Origin of the sequence: Tardiphaga sp. 866_E4_N1_4, assembly GCF_052076075.1 — a bacterium.
GTDB lineage: Bacteria > Pseudomonadota > Alphaproteobacteria > Rhizobiales > Xanthobacteraceae > Tardiphaga > Tardiphaga robiniae.
On the sequence record NZ_CP197242.1, the window covers coordinates 5,487,688 to 5,504,295 of the forward strand.

Genomic DNA, 16,608 nt, shown 5'->3' on the forward strand with positions numbered 1-16,608 from the left:
CGCGTGCTGTTGGTGGGTTGTTAAGGCTTGGCAGGAATCGTAGAAAGTCCTGAATCAGGATGGGCTTCGCCCCCGATCAATCGGGGCACTGAGCTGCCGGAGGAATATCTGTGATCATCCGTCGTTTGATTGTGCCGCTGTCCATGGCCGTGTTCGCCATGCAGGCTATCGAAGTTCACGCCCAGGGCGCGTTTCCCGCGCCGCTGCCGGGCAACAGTTCGGCTGCGCCTGCGAGTTCGTCGCCGTTTCCGCCGGTGAACGGTGCGCCTGCCAGCGCATCGCCATTTCCGCCGGTCAATGGTGCAGCGGCTGCGCCCAGCGCGTTTCCCTCCAATGGCGCTGCGCCGATTGGTGGCGGCGGCTTCGGCGCTCCTCCGCAGCAGCAGGCGGGCCCGCCCGGCGGCGAAGATTGCATGAAGGGCTTTCTGCCCCTGCGCCAGGACGCCGAAAAGAAGGGCGCTGCCATCAAGGCTGCGAGCGAGCGTCGCGCGCCGCCGGACGAGGCCTGCAAGCTGATCACCTCTTTCTCGCAGACCGAAGTCAAGATGATCAAATACATCGAGGCCAATGCGCAGAAGTGCGGCATTCCGCCCAATGTCGGCGAACAGATGAAGACCGGCCACAAGAACACCGAAGGCATGCGGCAGAAGGTCTGCAGCGTCGCTCAGCAGCAACGGGGTGGCGGTGGTGGTGGCGGCCCGGTGGCTGCGCCGCGTCTCAGCGACGTGCTGGGCTCCTCGGCATCGCTGCCGGAAGCGAACAATGCGCGCAAGAGCGGCGGCACCACCTTCGATACGCTGAACGGCAACGTGCTCACCCGATGATCGGGTGGCAGATCATTCTGTTCCAATGAGCGACGCGGCCGCCCGCGTTGCGGATGCGACCGGTAACTGGGTCGATCGCTCGGCGCCGTTGTGGTCGCGGCCCTATCTGCGGCTGTCGCGCTTTGACCGTCCGATCGGCTCGTGGCTATTGCTGATGCCGTGCTGGTGGTCGGCGGCGCTCGCCTCCGGCATGGCGCATGATATCCATCAATTGCCCAAGATGATCGCGCTGTTCTTTATCGGCGCCTTCGTCATGCGCGGTGCCGGCTGCACCTGGAACGACATCACCGATCGCGACCTCGACGCCAAGGTGGAGCGCACGCGCTCGCGGCCAATCCCGGCCGGGCAGGTCACGGCGAAACAGGCTTTTGCATTTCTGGTGCTGCAGGCACTGATCGGTCTCGTGGTGCTGCTGCAGTTCAACAGTTTCGCCATCGCCACCGGCATTGCCTCGCTTGGCATCGTTGCCGCCTATCCCTTCATGAAGCGCATCACCTACTGGCCACAGAGCGTGCTGGGCCTCGCCTTCTCGTGGGGCGCGCTGATGGGCTTTGCTGTCATGTTCGGCCGCATCGATGCAACAGCGCTGGCTTTGTACGCGGGTTCGATCTGCTGGGTGATCGCCTATGACACGCTCTACGCTCATCAGGACACCGAGGACGACGCGCTGATCGGCGTGAAGTCGACGGCGCTGCTGTTTGGGGAACGCACGCAGGCCGCGCTGACGCTGTTCTACGGGCTTGCCGTGTTGCTGATCGGCGCGGCGCTAGCACTGGCTGGCGCGCGCTGGCCGGCATGGCTCGGCCTCGCGGCGTTCGCGGCGCACTTGGCTTGGCAGATCACCCGCATCGATATCAGCGACTCCGCATTATGCCTGCGGCTGTTTAAGTCCAACCGTGACGCGGGGCTGCTGCTGTTTGCAGGATTGCTCGTGGATGCCATCATGCGGGCGGCGTAATCGCGCCTTCCCAAGCACTGGTGGACCACAGAGATGGACGTCGCGCAGCTCAAGACACTCATTCACGTGGCTGAACTGGGAAGCCTGAGCAAGGCCGCCGATCGCCTTCGCATCGCGCAGCCGGCCTTGAGCCGGCAGATCAGATTGCTTGAAAAGGAACTTGGCGCCGCGCTGTTCGAGCGGCACGGGCGCGGCATGGTCATCACTGAGATCGGCCGCGACGTTCTCAACCACGCCACCCGCGTGATGACCGAGCTCGATGCCATCCGCAATGTCACCTCGGAGGAGAGCGCGTCGTTCAAGGGGCTCGTCTCCATTGGCACGACGCCGACCGTGGCGGAGATCGTCACCGTTCCGCTGGTGAAGAAGATCAAGGAAGTGCATCCGCAGCTCTCAATCCGGCTGTCATCGGCCTTCACGGGCCATCTGCTCGACTGGCTGCAACGCGGCGAACTGGAGCTCGCCGTGTCCTACGATCCCCAGCCGCTGCGTTCACTGCGCATCGTGCCGGTGATGATGGAGAACCTGCTGTTCGTCAGCGCCGGCAGCAAGGGATTGCGGATGGATCGTCCCGTTCCGTTCGCGGCACTGGCTCACGAAGAGTTGGTTCTGCCGAGCCTCCGCCATGGCTTGCGTGGGATCATGGAAGAATGCGCGCGGCAGGCGGGCATCCAGTTGCGCGGCAGTGTCGAGGCGGACTCCTTTGGTGCGATGATCGATCTGGTGCGCAACGGTGTTGGCTCCACTGCTTTGCCGCTCGCGCCGATCCACGCGCTGGTCGAGAGCGGCGTGCTCTGTGCGGCGCCGCTGGTCAATCCCACACCGGCGCGCAAGCTGGTGCTGGCCTATCCGGCAGACCGCTCGGTCAGCGCGGCGGCGCGCTTTGTCGGCGATACATTCACGGAGATCGCCGCCGATCTCGTCGCCCGGAATATCTGGGTTGGACACATGATCGATCCCAGGAAAACGTAGCTGCGTCGCACCATTCGCACGCTGTCGAGTGCTGCAACGCCAGAGATCAAATCTCGGCATATCTCTTCGAGCAAATCGGTATGCGTCGGGCCGTCTGCTTTGGGCTAAGCGTGAGTCAGCGCTATGCTGCAAGCAACGGAGACTGGAATGTCAGATGCAGGGCCCACGCCCGGTTCACAGGTGGATTGGCGGCACGATGTGTTCCGCATCCTGAAGGAGGCCGACGTCAAGCACATCGTCTATGTGCCCGATGCCGGCCACTCCACGGCGATCCGTCTCGCCGACGAGGACAATGCGATCAATTCCGTTGTGCTGACGACCGAGGAGGAAGGCATCGGCTATCTCGCGGGTGCCTGGCTCGGCGGCGAGCGCGGTGCGCTGTTGATGCAGTCCAGCGGCGTCGGCAACTGCATCAATACGCTGGCGCTGCAGGCCTGCACGCGCTTTCCTCTGCTGATGGTCGTGACCATGCGCGGCGACTGGGCGGAGTTCAATGCGTGGCAAAATCCGATGGGGCAGGCGACCGAGAAGGCGCTCAACCTGATGGGCGTGCTGACCTGGCGCGCCGATGAGCCGCAAGATGTTGCGCCGCTGTTGCATGGCGCCGCATCGATGGCATTCAATGGCGATGCAGCCTGTGCATTGCTTCTGGGGCAGCGTTTGATCGGAGAGAAGCAGTGGGTCAAGTAAACGCAACCGGCGCGCTCGATCGCCGCGAGGTCGTGCAGAAGCTGCTGGCCGGCCGCAAGGATCTGCTCGTGGTCACTGGCCTTGGCTCACCGTCCTATGATGTGATGGCCGCCGGCGATCACGACAATAACTACTATCTTTGGGCGGCCATGGGCAGCGCCGCCATGGTCGGGCTTGGACTGGCGACGGCGAAGCCTGATCATTCGGTGTTGGTGATCACCGGAGATGGTGAGATGCTGATGGGTATGGGCGGCCTCGCCACCATTGCCACGCGCAAACCTGCCAATCTCACCATCGCCATTCTCGACAACGGGCATTTCGGCGAAACCGGCATGCAGGTCAGCCACGCTGGGCTCGGCGTCAATCTCGATCGCGTGGCGCAAGCCTGCGGTTTTGGTTGGACGCGCGAGATTCGCGATATGGCGGGCGTGGACGATCTGCGCACTCGCCTGTCGTCGCGCGATGGCGTCAAGCTCGCGACGATCAAAGTGAAAGCGGAAAACCCGCCCCGCGTGCTGCCGCCGCGTGATGGTGTCTATGTGAAGAACCGATTCCGTGCAGCGCTGGGACACGCGCCGCTCTGAACAAACGGAAGGGCGCTCATCCATGTGGATGCGGCGCCCTTCTGACGATCGTCTGGAGACCCAATGCTGGAAAACCAGTGTGGGAAACAAAAACATCATCAAGGGTAGGGAAACAATGGCGAGCAAGATTACGCGCCGCACGTTCTGCCGCTCGGCAGCCGTTGCGGCGTCCAGCATGATGATTCCAGGTACCAGTGTCTGGGCGCAGGCAGACCTGCCGAAAAGCCCGATCACGCTGGTCGTGCCTTTCGCAGCTGGCGGGGCCACCGACATCGTCAGTCGGCATGTCGCCAAGAAGGTCTCCGATCAACTCGGGCAAACGATCCTCATCGAAAATGTCGGCGGCGCAGGCGGTGTGGTTGGTGCCACGCGGGTCGCGCGCGCCAAGCCCGATGGGCTGACATTGTTGATGGGCACGATCTCCACCCACACCATCAATCCGTTGATGGCGAAGGTGCCGCCTTACGATCCGGTCAAGGATTTCACCGCGATCTCGATGCTGGTCACGGTGCCCAATGTGTTGATGGTGTCCAAGCAGGTGAAGGCGACCACCGTCGGCGAACTCATCGCGCTGCTCAAGGCCGAGCCGACCAAATATAGTTACGGGTCGTCCGGCGTGGGAACACCGCCCAATCTCTCCGGTGAGTTATTCAAGGTGCAGGCGGGCGTGAAGATGGAGCACGTGCCCTATCGCGGCGGCGCACCGGCCATGAACGACCTGATGGGCGGACAGATCCCGGTTCTGTTCGACGTGTTGAGCGGCGCTGCGCCGTTCATCAAGGCGGGCTCGATCCGCACGCTGGCCGTCACGACTAAGAAGAGGTCGCCATCATTCCCGGACATTCCGACCGTTGCAGAGTCCGGCCTGCCTGACTACGAGACCTATACTTGGAACGCGGTGTTCGGCCCACCCGGCATGGCGCTGGCGCTGGCCGAGCGGTTGAGTTCAGAGTTCCGCAAGGCCGTCGCCGATCCGGACGTGGCGAAGCAGTTGCGCGAGCTGAGCGGAGATCCGGTGGGCTCGACCGGCGCCGAGCTCGAGGCGCAGGTCAAGGCCGAGGGCGTGAAGTGGGGCCCGATCATCCAGGCCGCCGGTCTGAAGGCTGAGTAGCTCTGCGGAAGGATAGCGTGTTGACGTCTCTGAAAGCCGATCCTGCTGCATTTCTTGCTGCCGTGGCCGCAGTTATTGGCGGCAAATATGTGCGCACTGGTGCGGATGCCGATTCCTATCAGCAAGACTGGCGCGCCCGTTATCGCGGGGCTGCTGTCGCTGTAGCCCTGCCGGGAAGTACGGAGGAAGTTGCGGCACTGATGGGCGTCTGCCGCAGCTTCGGTGTGGCGGTCGTGCCGCAAGCCGGCAATACCGGGCTCACCGGCGGAGCGATCGCACCGGATGAGTTGGACTGCCTGATCGTCAATGTCTCGCGGCTCAACCGCGTGCGCAACCTCGATCCGCTCAACAATGCGGTGACGCTGGAAGCCGGCTGCATTCTGGCGGATGTGCGTGCGCTGGCTGACCAGCATGACCGGCAGTTTCCGGTGTTGCTCGGCAGCGTCGGCAGTTGCGAGGTCGGCGGGCTGATATCTACCAATGCCGGCGGCACCGGTGTGCTGCGTTACGGCAATATGCGCGAGCAGGTGCTCGGGCTGGAAGTGGTGCTGGCAGACGGTCGCATCTGGAATGGCCTCAAGGCGCTGCGTAAGGACAATACCGGCTACGACCTGAAACAGCTCTTCATCGGCGCTGAGGGCACGCTCGGCATCGTCACTGCCGCTGTGCTGAAACTGTATCCGAAGCTCATGGTGTCAGCGACGGCAATGGTGTCGATGGACGAGGTCGGCCAGGCGATTGCGCTATTGCAGTATCTGCAGCGCACGACGGGCGGTCGTGTCGAGGCCTTTGAACTGATGTCGCAGAGCCAATTGCAGATCGTGCTGCGTCATGGTTCTGCGAGCGGCAGTCCGATGGCGGGTGAGGCGCCATGGTATGTGCTGCTCGAACTGGCGGACAGCGCCGCGGACTGGAACGCCGTGGAAAGCTTGGAGACGGCACTGGCCGCAGCGATGGAGGAAGGGCTCATCGGCGATGCGGTGATCGCCACCGATCAGGCCAAGGCCGACCGGATCTGGAACCTGCGCCACACGATTTCGGAATCCAACAAGCGCGAGGGTTTTACCGTGTCGAACGATACGTCGGTGCCGATCTCGGCGCTGCCGGAATTCATCGACCGCGTCACGCGCCGGCTGCAGCGCGAGCTGCCGAATGCGCAGGTCGCGCATTGCGGGCATGTCGGTGATGGCAATGTGCATGTGATCGTTGTGTTTCCCTACGACATCGGCGATGCGCAGGTGCGCGAGGCTGCGGCGCACGAGGCCAACACCATTGTGCATCAGGAAAGCGTCGCCTGTGGCGGCAGTATCAGCGCCGAGCACGGCATCGGCCGCATGCATATCGACCGGCTTCCGCTCTACACGTCGGAAGTCGAGCTCGATCTGATGCGGCGCGTGAAACTCGCACTCGATCCCGACCGGATGATGAATCCGGTCAAGGTGTTGCGACTGCCGGGAGAGTAGGACGGCAGGAGGCTCCTGCCTGTCTTCTTAGTGTCGCGCGATGATCTCGCGTTCACCCTTGTAGCTGCCGGCTTCGCCGAGCAAAGCGCCCGGACGACGACGCACCAGGAATTTCGGGCGGCGCTCGCGGATCGCATTGCGGCGACGGCGGCGTTGCGATGGTTCGTAAGTCTTCTCTTCCGGCAATTGCGGAAGCGCGAAGATCTCGCTCCACATCTGCCAGGCCGTGTCGATTTCTTCGCGATCCGAACTGACCAGCAATGGAATCGACAGTGAAGGATCGCGATGCGCGAGCATCAGCATCTTGCCGTCGTCGAGACCGCGCAAGGTGACGCCGAGAAAATCGCTGACGCGCACATTGATCGCCATACGCATGCCGCTGACGGCACGATGCAGGACGACGCGGGTGCGATGCAGTTCGATATGGCGGATCGCTCCGTCGGCGCGGGTATCATGCGCCTCGAAACGAACCGGAAGTGAATGGGGATCGAGCCGCAATGCGCTGCCCGATCCCGGGGCATGGGCCCCACCTGTCGCTGTTTGATGCCTCACGGCTTTTTATCTCCCCGCCGGAATTATGTTCCCGGTCGATGGGGAGACCTTGCCAGAGCCGGTTCGGAATCGGCTTAAAAAGGCTGGTTAATCGAATCCGACTGCCCTTCATGATTGACAGAAGCTTGGCAGGCATGATTGACGAACCGTTGCGAGAGCCCTGAAATTCTTTCCTTTTCGGCGCGGCAAATGCTTGAAGTCCCTGCGAAATAAGCACATCTCTAACAGCGGCCATCGCCGCTTCGGACCTCTTGAAATCGTCTCTCAATGTTGGGATTTTGTTCGTGAACTCTTCACCAAACGCGTCGTCGTCTGTCTCCACGAAATCCGACAATTCCGATCTGCTCGATCAGTCCGTACTCTCCACGCTGGCGCAGCGTCTCGTCGAGGCTGCCAGGAAGGCCGGTGCGGATGCCGCGGATGCGGTCGCGGTGCGCGGCGTGTCGCATGGCGTCGAAGTGCGTGATGGGAAGGTCGAAGCCTCCGAGCGTTCGGAAGGCGACGATATGGGATTGCGCGTGTTCGTCGGTCGCCGTCAGGCGGTGATCTCCACCAATGACATGTCCGGCGATAATGTCGCGCAACTGGTCGAACGTGCTGTCGCGATGGCGCGCGTCGCACCTGATGATCAATATGTCGGCCTTGCGGACCCAGTGCTGCTTGCGCGCGACTTTGCCAATCTCGATCTGCTCGATCCCGTCGTGCCGTCGGTGAGCGAACTCGAACGCCGCGCAGTGGAAGCCGAAGCGGCGGCGCTCGCGGTGAAGGGCGTGACCAAGTCCGGCGGCGCATCGGCCTCGACCGGCATCGGCGGCATGGTGCTCGTCACCTCGACCGGTTTCCACGGCTCCTATCTGCGATCGAGCCAGGGCGTGTCCATGACCGCGATCGTCGGCGACGGCACCAAGATGGAGCGCGACTACGCCTTCACCTCGGCGCTGCATGCATCCGATCTGGACTCGCCGGCCAGCGTCGGCAAGCTCGCGGGCGAGCGCACGGTGGCGCGGGCCAATCCGCGCAAGGTGCCGACCTGCAAGGTGCCGGTGGTGTACGACCCGCGCGTCTCGAACTCGCTGGTCGGTCATGTCATCGGTGCCGCCAATGGCGCGTCCGTCGCGCGCAAGACGACCTTCCTCAAGGACAGTCTCGGCAAGCAGCTGTTCAGCAGCAATATCCGCATCATCGATGATCCCCTGCGCGTGCGCGGCCTGCGTTCGCAGTCCTTCGATGCCGAAGGTGTCGCGACGAAGCAGCAGGCCATCATCGACGGCGGCGTGCTCACCACCTGGCTGTTGGATTGCGCGACCGCGCGCGAACTCGGCATGATCACGACAGGCCACGCGCATCGCGGCGTGTCGTCGTCACCATCGCCCGGCGCGTATAACCTGCATATGGAAGCGGGCGACGTGAGCCCCGGAGACCTGATCGCCGATATCAAGGAAGGCTTTTACGTCACCGATCTGATCGGTTCGGGCGTCAATGGCGTGACCGGCGACTATAGCCGCGGCGCCGGCGGATTCTGGATCGAGAACGGCAAGCTGACTTACGCCGTCAGCGAGATCACCATCGCCGGTCATCTGTTCGAGATTTTCAAGTCGATGATCCCGGCCAACGACCTCGCTTTCAAATACGGCGTCAACGCGCCGACCGTGCGCGTCGAGGGACTGACGATTGCCGGACGCTGATCTCGACACAGACAAACGGCTCGCGCACGATGTTGCCCTGATGGCGGACACAGTGCGGGCGGCCGGCGAGCTCGGCCTCGCAATGTTCGGTACAGAACTCAAGAAATGGACCAAGGGCGAATCCTCCCCGGTCTCCGAAGCGGATATCGCCGTCAACGATCTGATCGAGAAGCGGCTTCGCGCGGCGACGCCCGATTACGGCTGGCTTTCGGAGGAGAGCGCCGATGACGAATCTCGCCTCGGCAAACGCCTGACCTGGATCATTGATCCGATTGACGGCACCCGCAGCTATCTCGCCGGTCGCGAGGATTGGTGTATCTGTGTCGCGCTGGTCGAGGACGCCCGGCCGGTGATGGCCGCGGTATTTGCGCCATCCACAGATGAATTTTTTCTGGCGATCCGCGGGCAGGGCACCACCTGCAACGGCGTTCCGGTTCGGGCCACGACCGGTTCCGTAATGGACTTTTCGCGCGTGGCGGGCCCGAAACCTCTGGTCGAGCGGATGGTGCACCCCAGACAGGATATCACGCTTTATCCGCGAATCGGCTCACTGGCGCTGCGATTGTGCTGGATCGCCAATGGCCGGCTGGATGCAGCCTTTGCCGGGGGGCAGAGCCGGGACTGGGATCTGGCCGCCGCAGATTTGATCGTGCACGAAGCGAATGGTAGGATGACCGAGCTTTCGGGCGATCCCATCCTCTATAATCGCCGGGAAGTCACGCACGGGTTGCTGGTGGCAGCGGGGGCCGATCGCCATGCTTACATCGTCGAGCAATTCCAGAACCGCCGGGTTTAACCGGCTGCACCACTATCTTTGACTTATCGGATCGCAGCCGGTCGCTGCAGGAACAGGATTCATGTCTGACACACCACAGCAACTGCTTCATCTGGTCATCGGGGGCGAGCTGACCAACCTGAAAGAGACGACGTTCAAGGATCTCAGCCAGGTTGAAGTCGTCGGCGTCTATCCGAATTACGCGACGGCATTTGTCGCCTGGAAGGCCAAGGCGCAGCAGACCGTCGACAACGCCCACATGCGCTATTTCATCGTCCATCTCCATCGGCTGCTCGATCCGGGTCAAGACGCGAAGCCGACCGCTTGAAACGACTGCTCCGAAACACGCTGCGCAGCAGCTGGGTTCAGCGCGCCGCGGGGTTTCTCGCGGCCGAATTTTTGCGTCTGGTCTGGAAGACCAACACCTTCACCTTCGATCCCGTCGATGTCTATGACATTGTCGAACCGCAGATGCCGGTCATCTTGGCGTTCTGGCATGGCCAGCACTTCATGACGCCGTTCATCCGGCAGAAGGACTATCGCGGCGCGGTGCTGATCTCGAAGCATCGCGACGGCGAGTTCAATGCGCTGGCCGCCGAGCGCCTTGGCATCGCCACCGTTCGCGGCTCCGGCGATCATGGTGGCGCGTTTCACCGCAAGGGCGGCGTCGGTGCGTTCAAGGAGATGGTGCGGGTGCTGGAGCGCGGTATCAATATGGCGCTGACCGCCGACGTGCCGAAGCGCTCGCGTGTCGCCGGCATGGGCATCATCATGCTGGCGCGTGAAAGCGGCCGGCCGATCATGCCGTTTGCCATGGCCACCAGCCGCTACGTTCAGCTCAACAACTGGGACCGCACCACGATCAATCTGCCTTTCGGGCGCGGCGTGCTGGTCGGCGGCGAACCCCTGAGCGTTCCTGCCGATGCCGACGCTGCCACGATGGAGGCGTTGCGCCTGCAGCTCGAAGCCACGCTGAACGAGGCCACGCAGCGTGCCTATGACGCGGTAGGTCGGCCGGAAGGTGCGCGTCGTGCCTAACGCGCTGCCGATCACGCTGCGCGCCTATCGCAGATTGTCGGCGGCGCTGACGCCGCTTGCGCCCGTCCTGATCAGGCAACGGTTGAAGAAGAATAAGGAAGATCCTGCGCGCCTAGACGAGCGTCGCGGCATCTCGCAGATCGAGCGCCCCGCCGGGCCGCTGGTCTGGATTCACGGCGCCAGCGTCGGCGAAGTGCTGGCGGCGGCAGCGCTGATCGAGCGGCTGCGCGCGCTGGGCATGCGCATCCTGCTGACGTCGGGCACGGTGACCTCGGCCGAGATCATCGCCAAGCGCTTTCCTGCCGATATCATCCATCAATACATTCCCTATGACTCACCGCGCTTCGTGGCGCGCTTCCTCGATCACTGGAAGCCGAGCCTGGCACTGTTCATCGAAAGCGATCTCTGGCCGAACCTCATCATCTCCGCCGCCAAGCGTCGGCTGCCGATGGTGCTGATCAATGCGCGCATGTCGCAACGCTCCTTCCCGCGCTGGCAGAAATTTTCGGCGACCATCGGCGCGTTGCTCGGCCGTTTCGAGATTTGCCTGGCGCAGTCCGAAACCGACGCCGAGCGCTTCAGCGCATTGGGGTCGCGCAGCGTCGTTGTCACGGGCAATCTGAAGCTCGACGTGCAGGCGCCGCCCGGTGACGCCGTGAAGCTCGACAAGCTCATGGCGGTGACGCGCGGTCGCCCCATCATCGTCGCATCCTCGACGCATCCCGGTGAAGAGGAGATCATCCTCGAGACCCACAAGACGCTGACCAGTTTCTTTCCGAAATTGCTGACCGTCATTGTGCCGCGCCACGCCCATCGCGGCGCAGATATCGCGCAGATGATCACGGTGGCGGGTGCGCAGGTCGCCTTGCGCTCGCGCGAGGAATTGCCGCATGCAGGCACTGATATCTATGTCGCCGACACCATGGGCGAGCTCGGCCTGTTCTATCGCCTGTCACCGGTGGTGTTCATGGGCGGTTCGCTGGTGCCGCATGGTGGGCAAAATCCGATTGAAGCCGTGAAGCTCGGTGCGTCCGTGGTGCATGGTCCGCACGTGTTCAATTTCACCGACGTCTATGAGGCGCTGGATGGAGCCGGCGGCGCGAAGCTCGCCGACTCCTCCGAGCAATTGGTGAAACAGCTCGGCCAGATGCTCGGTAACGAGGCGGCACGCGATGCCGCGATCGAGGCCGGGCATCGCGTGGTTGAACGGCTTGGCGGTGCGCTCGACCGTACGCTGCATGCGCTGGAGCCCTATTTGATGCAGCTCCGGCTCGAAGCGGGAGCGCAGGATGCGTGAGCCGGCGTTCTGGCGGCCGCCATCGACATGGTTGTCGCGTCTGCTGATGCCGCTTGGCGCCATCTATGGCGAAGTCGCAGGTAGCCGCATGGCGCGCAAGGGCGTCGATGTCGGTATTCCCGTTCTTTGCGTCGGCAATTATCACGTCGGCGGTGCCGGCAAGACACCGACGACATTGGCATTGGTACACGTGCTGTGCGATCTCGGCGAGACGCCGGTGGTGCTCAGCCGCGGCTATGGTGGAAAGCTGCGCGGCCCGGTGAAAGTTGATCCGTCGAGGCACGTGGCGGCAGATGTCGGCGACGAACCGCTGATGATGGCACGACAGGTGGCGGTGGTGATCTCCGGGGATCGCGTCGCTGGCGCAGCGCTGGCGCGCTCGACCGGCGCCAGCGTCATCGTGATGGATGACGGTTTCCAGAATCCGGCCATCGCCAAGGATGCGTCGTTTATTGTGATCGACAGCAATCGCGGTCTCGGCAACGGGCGCGTGCTGCCCGCGGGACCTTTGCGGGCGCCGCTCGATCTGCAGATCGCACGCACCGATGCATTGGTCGTGATCGGCGATGGTGTTGCAGCGACGGGCGTTGCGGCGCTGGTCGCTGGCAAGGGCGGTCCGGTATTGACGGCGCGCCTCGTGCCGGATGAGACGTCAGTGGCAGCCTTGCGCAGCAAGCGCGTGCTGGCCTTTGCGGGAATCGGCGATCCCGAGCGGTTCTTTCGCACGTTGCGTCATGCAGGTGTGGACGTGGCGGTGGAGAAGGCCCTCGCCGACCATCACCCGTATGCGCCCGGTGAGATCGATGCGCTGGTCGCGCAGGCGAAGCGTGATGGGCTGACGCTGGTGACGACCGAGAAAGACATCGTCAAGCTCAGCAGCATGCCGGCCGCGGCGGAGATCGTACCATTCGCCGTCACGCTGGCCTTCGAAGACAAGGCGGCACTGCAGGCTTTCGTGATCGAACGGCTCAATCAGGCAAGAGTGAAGACACTCAGAACGTAAGGCGAAGCGTGCTCACCCTACGGAAGGACCGATACGAGCTTACTTCTGACCCTTCACGGCGTCCGGATAATGCCGCGCCAGCACTGCATTCGGCACCGCATAGGCTTCCTGCCGATCGACGCTCCAATATTTCAACTCGTCCAGCGGAATGCGCTCGCCTGTGATGGCGCAGGTCACATAGGTGCCGGGCGACACCACGCGGAAATCGCCGTCGAGATATTGCAACTGGGCTTCGCCGTGGCCCGAAGGGCCAAATTTGTTCAGCACGGCTGGTCTCCTGGATCGTCACTAAGTCGTCTTGCCGGATCGGTCACCGGCCCTGAATGTCGTCATCTCGTAGCATAAATAGGGCCGCTGCGTCGCCCAATAAAGGCGGCCTGCGCAACCTCTAGAACAGGCTGCCCTGATCGATTTTCAGCGCCTTTTTCGGCGCGGACGGCGACGCAGGCTTTGCTTCACGCGCCGCGGCGGCCGGGCGGTCGCCATCGGCGGTCACACCGACGCGGCCGTCGGCGAATTCGATGCTCAGGCGGGCGCCCGCGCCGACAGTGGCGGCGGCATGCAGTGCTGCACCTTGCTCGTCGCGCACCAGCGCAAAGCCGCGGGCCAGTACGCTGCGATAGGAGAGGGCACCGAGCAACTGGCTCGATGCCTGTACGCGCGCCTGCTGGCGCTGCACCAGTGTCGTCAATGCACGGCGCGCGCGCTCAGTGAGGCGCAATGCGCGCTCCCTGTCGCGTATGATGGCATTGCGCTGCGCTTGCGCATTGGCGAGTTTCGAGGCCTTCAGCCGGGCATCGAGTGCAGCAAAGCGATCGCGGCGCTGCCGAAGCAGTGCACGCGCGGAGAGGCTCAGCCGTTCGCCCGATACCGTCAGTCGCTGCGTGGCATGGGCGATCTGCGCGCGCAGCACGCGCAGCGTGAGACCTGAGCTCGCCTGCGCGAAGCGGCGATGATGCGCGTGGGTATTGGCCTTGAGCGCACGAGGCAGCGATGCGGTTGCGCCATCGAGACGCTGGCGCGGAATGGCGAGCAGTTCGCTGAGATCCGGCAGAGCACGCGCTGCGGCGCGCAGTTCGTTGCGGCGGGATTCCTGGCCGCGCTGCCAGCACAACATCATGCGGCGCTCGAAGCCGGATATCTCCACCATCAGTTCGGCGCGCACGGGCACCGCCATTTCGGCGGCCGCCGTCGGTGTCGGCGCGCGCTTGTCGGCGGCGAAATCGATCAGCGTGATATCGGTCTCATGCCCGACCGCCGAAATCAGCGGGATCATGCTCTCGGCCGCGGCGCGCACCACAATCTCTTCGTTGAACGACCACAGGTCTTCCAGCGAACCGCCGCCGCGCGCGACGATCAGCAGATCCGGCCGCGGAATGGCGCCGCCTTCGGGCAGCGCATTGAAGCCATGGATCGCGGCCGCGACCTGCTCGGCCGAACCTTCGCCCTGAACCTTGACGGGCCAGACCAGCACGCGGCGCGGGAAGCGGTCTTCGAGCCGATGCAGGATGTCGCGGATGACAGCGCCGGTCGGCGACGTCACCACGCCGATCACCTCCGGCAGCCATGGCAGCAACTGCTTGCGCGCTTCGTCGAATAGGCCCTCGGCGCCAAGCTTGCGCTTGCGCTCCTCCATCAGCGCCATCAGCGCGCCGACCCCAGCCGGCTCGATGGCCTCGATGACGATCTGGTATTTCGACGAGCCGGGATAGGTGGTCAGCTTGCCGGTGGCGATAACTTCGAGGCCTTCCTGCGGCTTGAACCGCATTCGGCCATGGACGCCCTTCCAGATCACCGCCTCGATCTTGGCGCTCTCGTCCTTGAGCGAGAAATAGCAGTGGCCGGACGAATGCGGCCCACGAAAACCCGAGATTTCGCCGCGCACCCGCACGTTCCCGTATGTGTCTTCCACCGTCCGTTTCAGGGCTGAGGACAGCTCGGAGACGGTGAATTCGGGGGAATTGGTGAGGGGGGCGGCGGCTTTGGACATCGAATCTCGGCTTTCAGGATCGTCGCAAAGTAGGGATGTCGGTCGCAAAACGCCAATCAGATATTGATCTACAGATAACTCTGTTGTACAGAGTAATCTGTATTCAGAGAAGGGCGGGTATTATGGCGTCGATATTGACCTTCGCGGTCCGTGGCATCGTTTGGCTCCTTGCTGCGGTGGGTCTGGCGGCCCTGGTGCTGGCCGGCATGATTGCGGTTCCGGTTTCCCGGCCCAAGGCACTGGCCTCCATTGCGGACACGGCGCGCAGTGCGTATCGCGGGGATGTGCCGCCACTGCAGTATTTCCAGGCGAGAGACGGCTCGAATCTGGCCTACCGGCGCTACACGCCATCCGGACCATCCGTGAACCGTGCCGCACTGCTCATTCATGGTTCGTCGGGATCGAGCATCGCGGTGCACGCCCTGGCGAAAGCGCTTGCCGCGCGGGGCGTCGAAAGCATCGCTCCCGACATGCGCGGCCATGGCGCATCGGGGACCCGCGGCGATATCGCCTATCTCGGTCAGCTCGACGATGATCTCGCAGATCTCGTCGGCCATGTGCGCGGGCAGGGGTTGGCGTCGCCACTGACGCTCGCCGGGCATTCGTCGGGCGGCGGGTTTGCACTGCGCGTAGCAGGGTCCGTCAATCAGGGGCTTTTCGCACGCACCGTTCTGCTGTCACCCTATCTCGGCCTGAAGTCGCCATCCACACGCGAGAACGCAGGCGGATGGGCCAGTCCGAATGTGCCGCGCATCATCGCGCTCAGTGTGCTGCAGTCGTTGGGGGTGACATGCTGTTCGCAGCTCCCGGTGGTTGCCTTTGCCGTGCAACCGGGGTCGACACGCATTCTGACGTCCGAATATTCGTTTCGGCTGCTGCAGAATTTCGGCACGCATCGCGACTATCGCCTCGATCTCGATCCGGCGAATGGGCCCATATCGGTCATCGCCGGGCGCAATGACGAGCTGATGTTCGCCGACAAATATCGCGAGGCAATGCAGTCGAAAGCCAATATCGACGTGCGCGTCCTCGACAACGCAAATCATATGGACGTCGTCAGCACGGCAAGTTTCGTCGCCGTCGTTGCCGACGATATCGCAACGAGGTGACACCGTGATCAACAGCCAGGAAGCCGGTGCTGCGTTGATGGAGATCGAGAGCCTCAGTCGGCTGGTCCGGCAGTCGGTATTCTATCGGCACGCCAGCACGATGCTCATTCTATGGGGCGTTGCGACTTTTATCGGTTATCTGCTCTCGTTCTTCGCGCCTGCTGCGGCTCCCGTCATCTGGTCGGTCGTCATCGTCGCGGGTGTCATCTGCGCGACCATCATCGGGGCCCTCAACAAGAAGCGCGAAGGCGTCAGCACCTTCGATGCACGCGCGACGGCAGCTTTCACTGCCTTCGTGGCTTTTGGCTGTCTGTGGAGCATCGTTTTCGGGAACATGGTGCCGCGGCAGATCGGCGCGTTCTGGACGACTTACTTCATGTTGCCTTACGTGATGACAGGGTTCTGGTTCGGCCGCGTCTTTGTCGTCATCGGCATGAGCGTGATCGCGCTGACGCTGCTCGGTTACTTCTTCGCCGGACCGTGGTTCACGCTCTGGATGGCTGTCGTCAATGGTGGCGGCCTGTTGCTCGGTGGCCTCTGGATGCGGCGCAGCTGAC

18 protein-coding genes are annotated in these 16,608 nt (G+C 63.2%); 15 read left to right on the forward strand and 3 right to left on the reverse strand.

All coding sequences use genetic code 11. From position 1 onward, the window contains the following. Window positions 1-110 precede the first annotated feature (110 nt). The 7 genes from AB8B20_RS26390 to AB8B20_RS26420 all read left to right on the forward strand — a co-directional run bounded on the left by AB8B20_RS26390 (window position 111) and on the right by AB8B20_RS26420 (window position 6,602). Window positions 111-824, forward strand: a complete 714-nt coding sequence (locus tag AB8B20_RS26390) for a hypothetical protein (RefSeq protein WP_439072958.1) — start codon at window positions 111-113, stop codon at window positions 822-824. A 25-nt stretch (window positions 825-849) separates the two neighbouring features. After that, the gene (gene ubiA, locus AB8B20_RS26395; RefSeq protein WP_439072957.1) at window positions 850-1,782 is read left to right on the forward strand and encodes a 4-hydroxybenzoate octaprenyltransferase; all 933 of its coding nucleotides are present in this window, start codon (window positions 850-852) and stop codon (window positions 1,780-1,782) included. Window positions 1,783-1,815: 33 nt separating this feature from the next. Then, window positions 1,816-2,754: a LysR substrate-binding domain-containing protein gene (locus AB8B20_RS26400; RefSeq protein WP_439072956.1), complete on the forward strand. Its 939-nt coding sequence runs from the start codon at window positions 1,816-1,818 to the stop codon at window positions 2,752-2,754. Between the two features lie 147 nt (window positions 2,755-2,901). Next, window positions 2,902-3,444, forward strand: a complete 543-nt coding sequence (locus tag AB8B20_RS26405) for a thiamine pyrophosphate-binding protein (RefSeq protein ID WP_089261903.1) — start codon at window positions 2,902-2,904, stop codon at window positions 3,442-3,444. After that, window positions 3,432-4,028, forward strand: coding sequence for a thiamine pyrophosphate-dependent enzyme (locus AB8B20_RS26410; RefSeq protein WP_184513720.1), 597 nt, complete (start codon window positions 3,432-3,434; stop codon window positions 4,026-4,028). Before AB8B20_RS26405 ends, AB8B20_RS26410 begins: the two co-directional genes overlap by 13 nt. A 115-nt stretch (window positions 4,029-4,143) precedes the next feature. Then, window positions 4,144-5,139, forward strand: coding sequence for a Bug family tripartite tricarboxylate transporter substrate binding protein (locus AB8B20_RS26415; protein ID WP_439072955.1), 996 nt, complete (start codon window positions 4,144-4,146; stop codon window positions 5,137-5,139). 20 nt (window positions 5,140-5,159) lie between these two features. Next, a complete protein-coding gene (locus AB8B20_RS26420) occupies window positions 5,160-6,602 on the forward strand; it encodes an FAD-binding oxidoreductase (RefSeq protein ID WP_439072954.1) in 1,443 nt (480 codons plus the stop codon). 27 nt (window positions 6,603-6,629) lie between these two features. On the opposite strand, the gene AB8B20_RS26425 is transcribed toward AB8B20_RS26420, so the two are convergent. Next, on the reverse strand, window positions 6,630-7,154 hold the full coding sequence (locus AB8B20_RS26425) for a DUF6101 family protein (RefSeq protein WP_439072953.1): 525 nt from the start codon (window positions 7,152-7,154) through the stop codon (window positions 6,630-6,632). A gap of 284 nt (window positions 7,155-7,438) precedes the next feature. Between AB8B20_RS26425 and AB8B20_RS26430 the strand changes: the two genes are divergently transcribed. The 6 genes from AB8B20_RS26430 to lpxK all read left to right on the forward strand — a co-directional run bounded on the left by AB8B20_RS26430 (window position 7,439) and on the right by lpxK (window position 12,952). Further along, a complete protein-coding gene (locus AB8B20_RS26430; RefSeq protein ID WP_439072952.1) occupies window positions 7,439-8,839 on the forward strand; it encodes a TldD/PmbA family protein in 1,401 nt (466 codons plus the stop codon). Continuing rightward, window positions 8,826-9,635 carry a 3'(2'),5'-bisphosphate nucleotidase CysQ gene (locus AB8B20_RS26435; protein WP_439072951.1) on the forward strand — a complete coding sequence of 270 codons (810 nt, stop codon included), beginning with the start codon at window positions 8,826-8,828 and terminating at the stop codon, window positions 9,633-9,635. Before AB8B20_RS26430 ends, AB8B20_RS26435 begins: the two co-directional genes overlap by 14 nt. 61 nt (window positions 9,636-9,696) lie before the next feature. Further along, window positions 9,697-9,942 carry a DUF4170 domain-containing protein gene (locus tag AB8B20_RS26440; RefSeq protein ID WP_068733639.1) on the forward strand — a complete coding sequence of 82 codons (246 nt, stop codon included), beginning with the start codon at window positions 9,697-9,699 and terminating at the stop codon, window positions 9,940-9,942. Beyond that, on the forward strand, window positions 9,939-10,652 hold the full coding sequence (locus AB8B20_RS26445; protein ID WP_089261893.1) for a lysophospholipid acyltransferase family protein: 714 nt from the start codon (window positions 9,939-9,941) through the stop codon (window positions 10,650-10,652). The genes AB8B20_RS26440 and AB8B20_RS26445 overlap by 4 nt, the downstream gene beginning before the upstream one ends. Further along, on the forward strand, window positions 10,645-11,949 hold the full coding sequence (locus AB8B20_RS26450) for a 3-deoxy-D-manno-octulosonic acid transferase (RefSeq protein ID WP_439072950.1): 1,305 nt from the start codon (window positions 10,645-10,647) through the stop codon (window positions 11,947-11,949). Before AB8B20_RS26445 ends, AB8B20_RS26450 begins: the two co-directional genes overlap by 8 nt. Further along, complete coding sequence (lpxK, locus tag AB8B20_RS26455; RefSeq protein WP_439072949.1) at window positions 11,942-12,952, forward strand: tetraacyldisaccharide 4'-kinase; 1,011 nt, start codon at window positions 11,942-11,944, stop codon at window positions 12,950-12,952. The genes AB8B20_RS26450 and lpxK overlap by 8 nt, the downstream gene beginning before the upstream one ends. A 39-nt stretch (window positions 12,953-12,991) precedes the next feature. On the opposite strand, the gene AB8B20_RS26460 is transcribed toward lpxK, so the two are convergent. Together AB8B20_RS26460 and xseA are read right to left on the reverse strand one after the other, a co-directional pair. Continuing rightward, entirely contained in the window at window positions 12,992-13,219 is a 228-nt protein-coding gene (locus tag AB8B20_RS26460; RefSeq protein WP_089261889.1) for a DUF2093 domain-containing protein, read from the reverse strand. Between the two features lie 121 nt (window positions 13,220-13,340). Continuing rightward, a complete protein-coding gene (gene xseA / locus AB8B20_RS26465) occupies window positions 13,341-14,942 on the reverse strand; it encodes an exodeoxyribonuclease VII large subunit (protein WP_439072948.1) in 1,602 nt (533 codons plus the stop codon). Between the two features lie 122 nt (window positions 14,943-15,064). Here xseA and AB8B20_RS26470 point away from each other — a divergent pair, with 122 nt between their 5' ends. Together AB8B20_RS26470 and AB8B20_RS26475 are read left to right on the forward strand one after the other, a co-directional pair. Continuing rightward, window positions 15,065-16,051: an alpha/beta hydrolase gene (locus AB8B20_RS26470; protein ID WP_439072947.1), complete on the forward strand. Its 987-nt coding sequence runs from the start codon at window positions 15,065-15,067 to the stop codon at window positions 16,049-16,051. 4 nt (window positions 16,052-16,055) lie between these two features. Further along, on the forward strand, window positions 16,056-16,607 hold the full coding sequence (locus tag AB8B20_RS26475; protein ID WP_439072946.1) for a hypothetical protein: 552 nt from the start codon (window positions 16,056-16,058) through the stop codon (window positions 16,605-16,607). Window position 16,608: the final 1 nt, after the last annotated feature.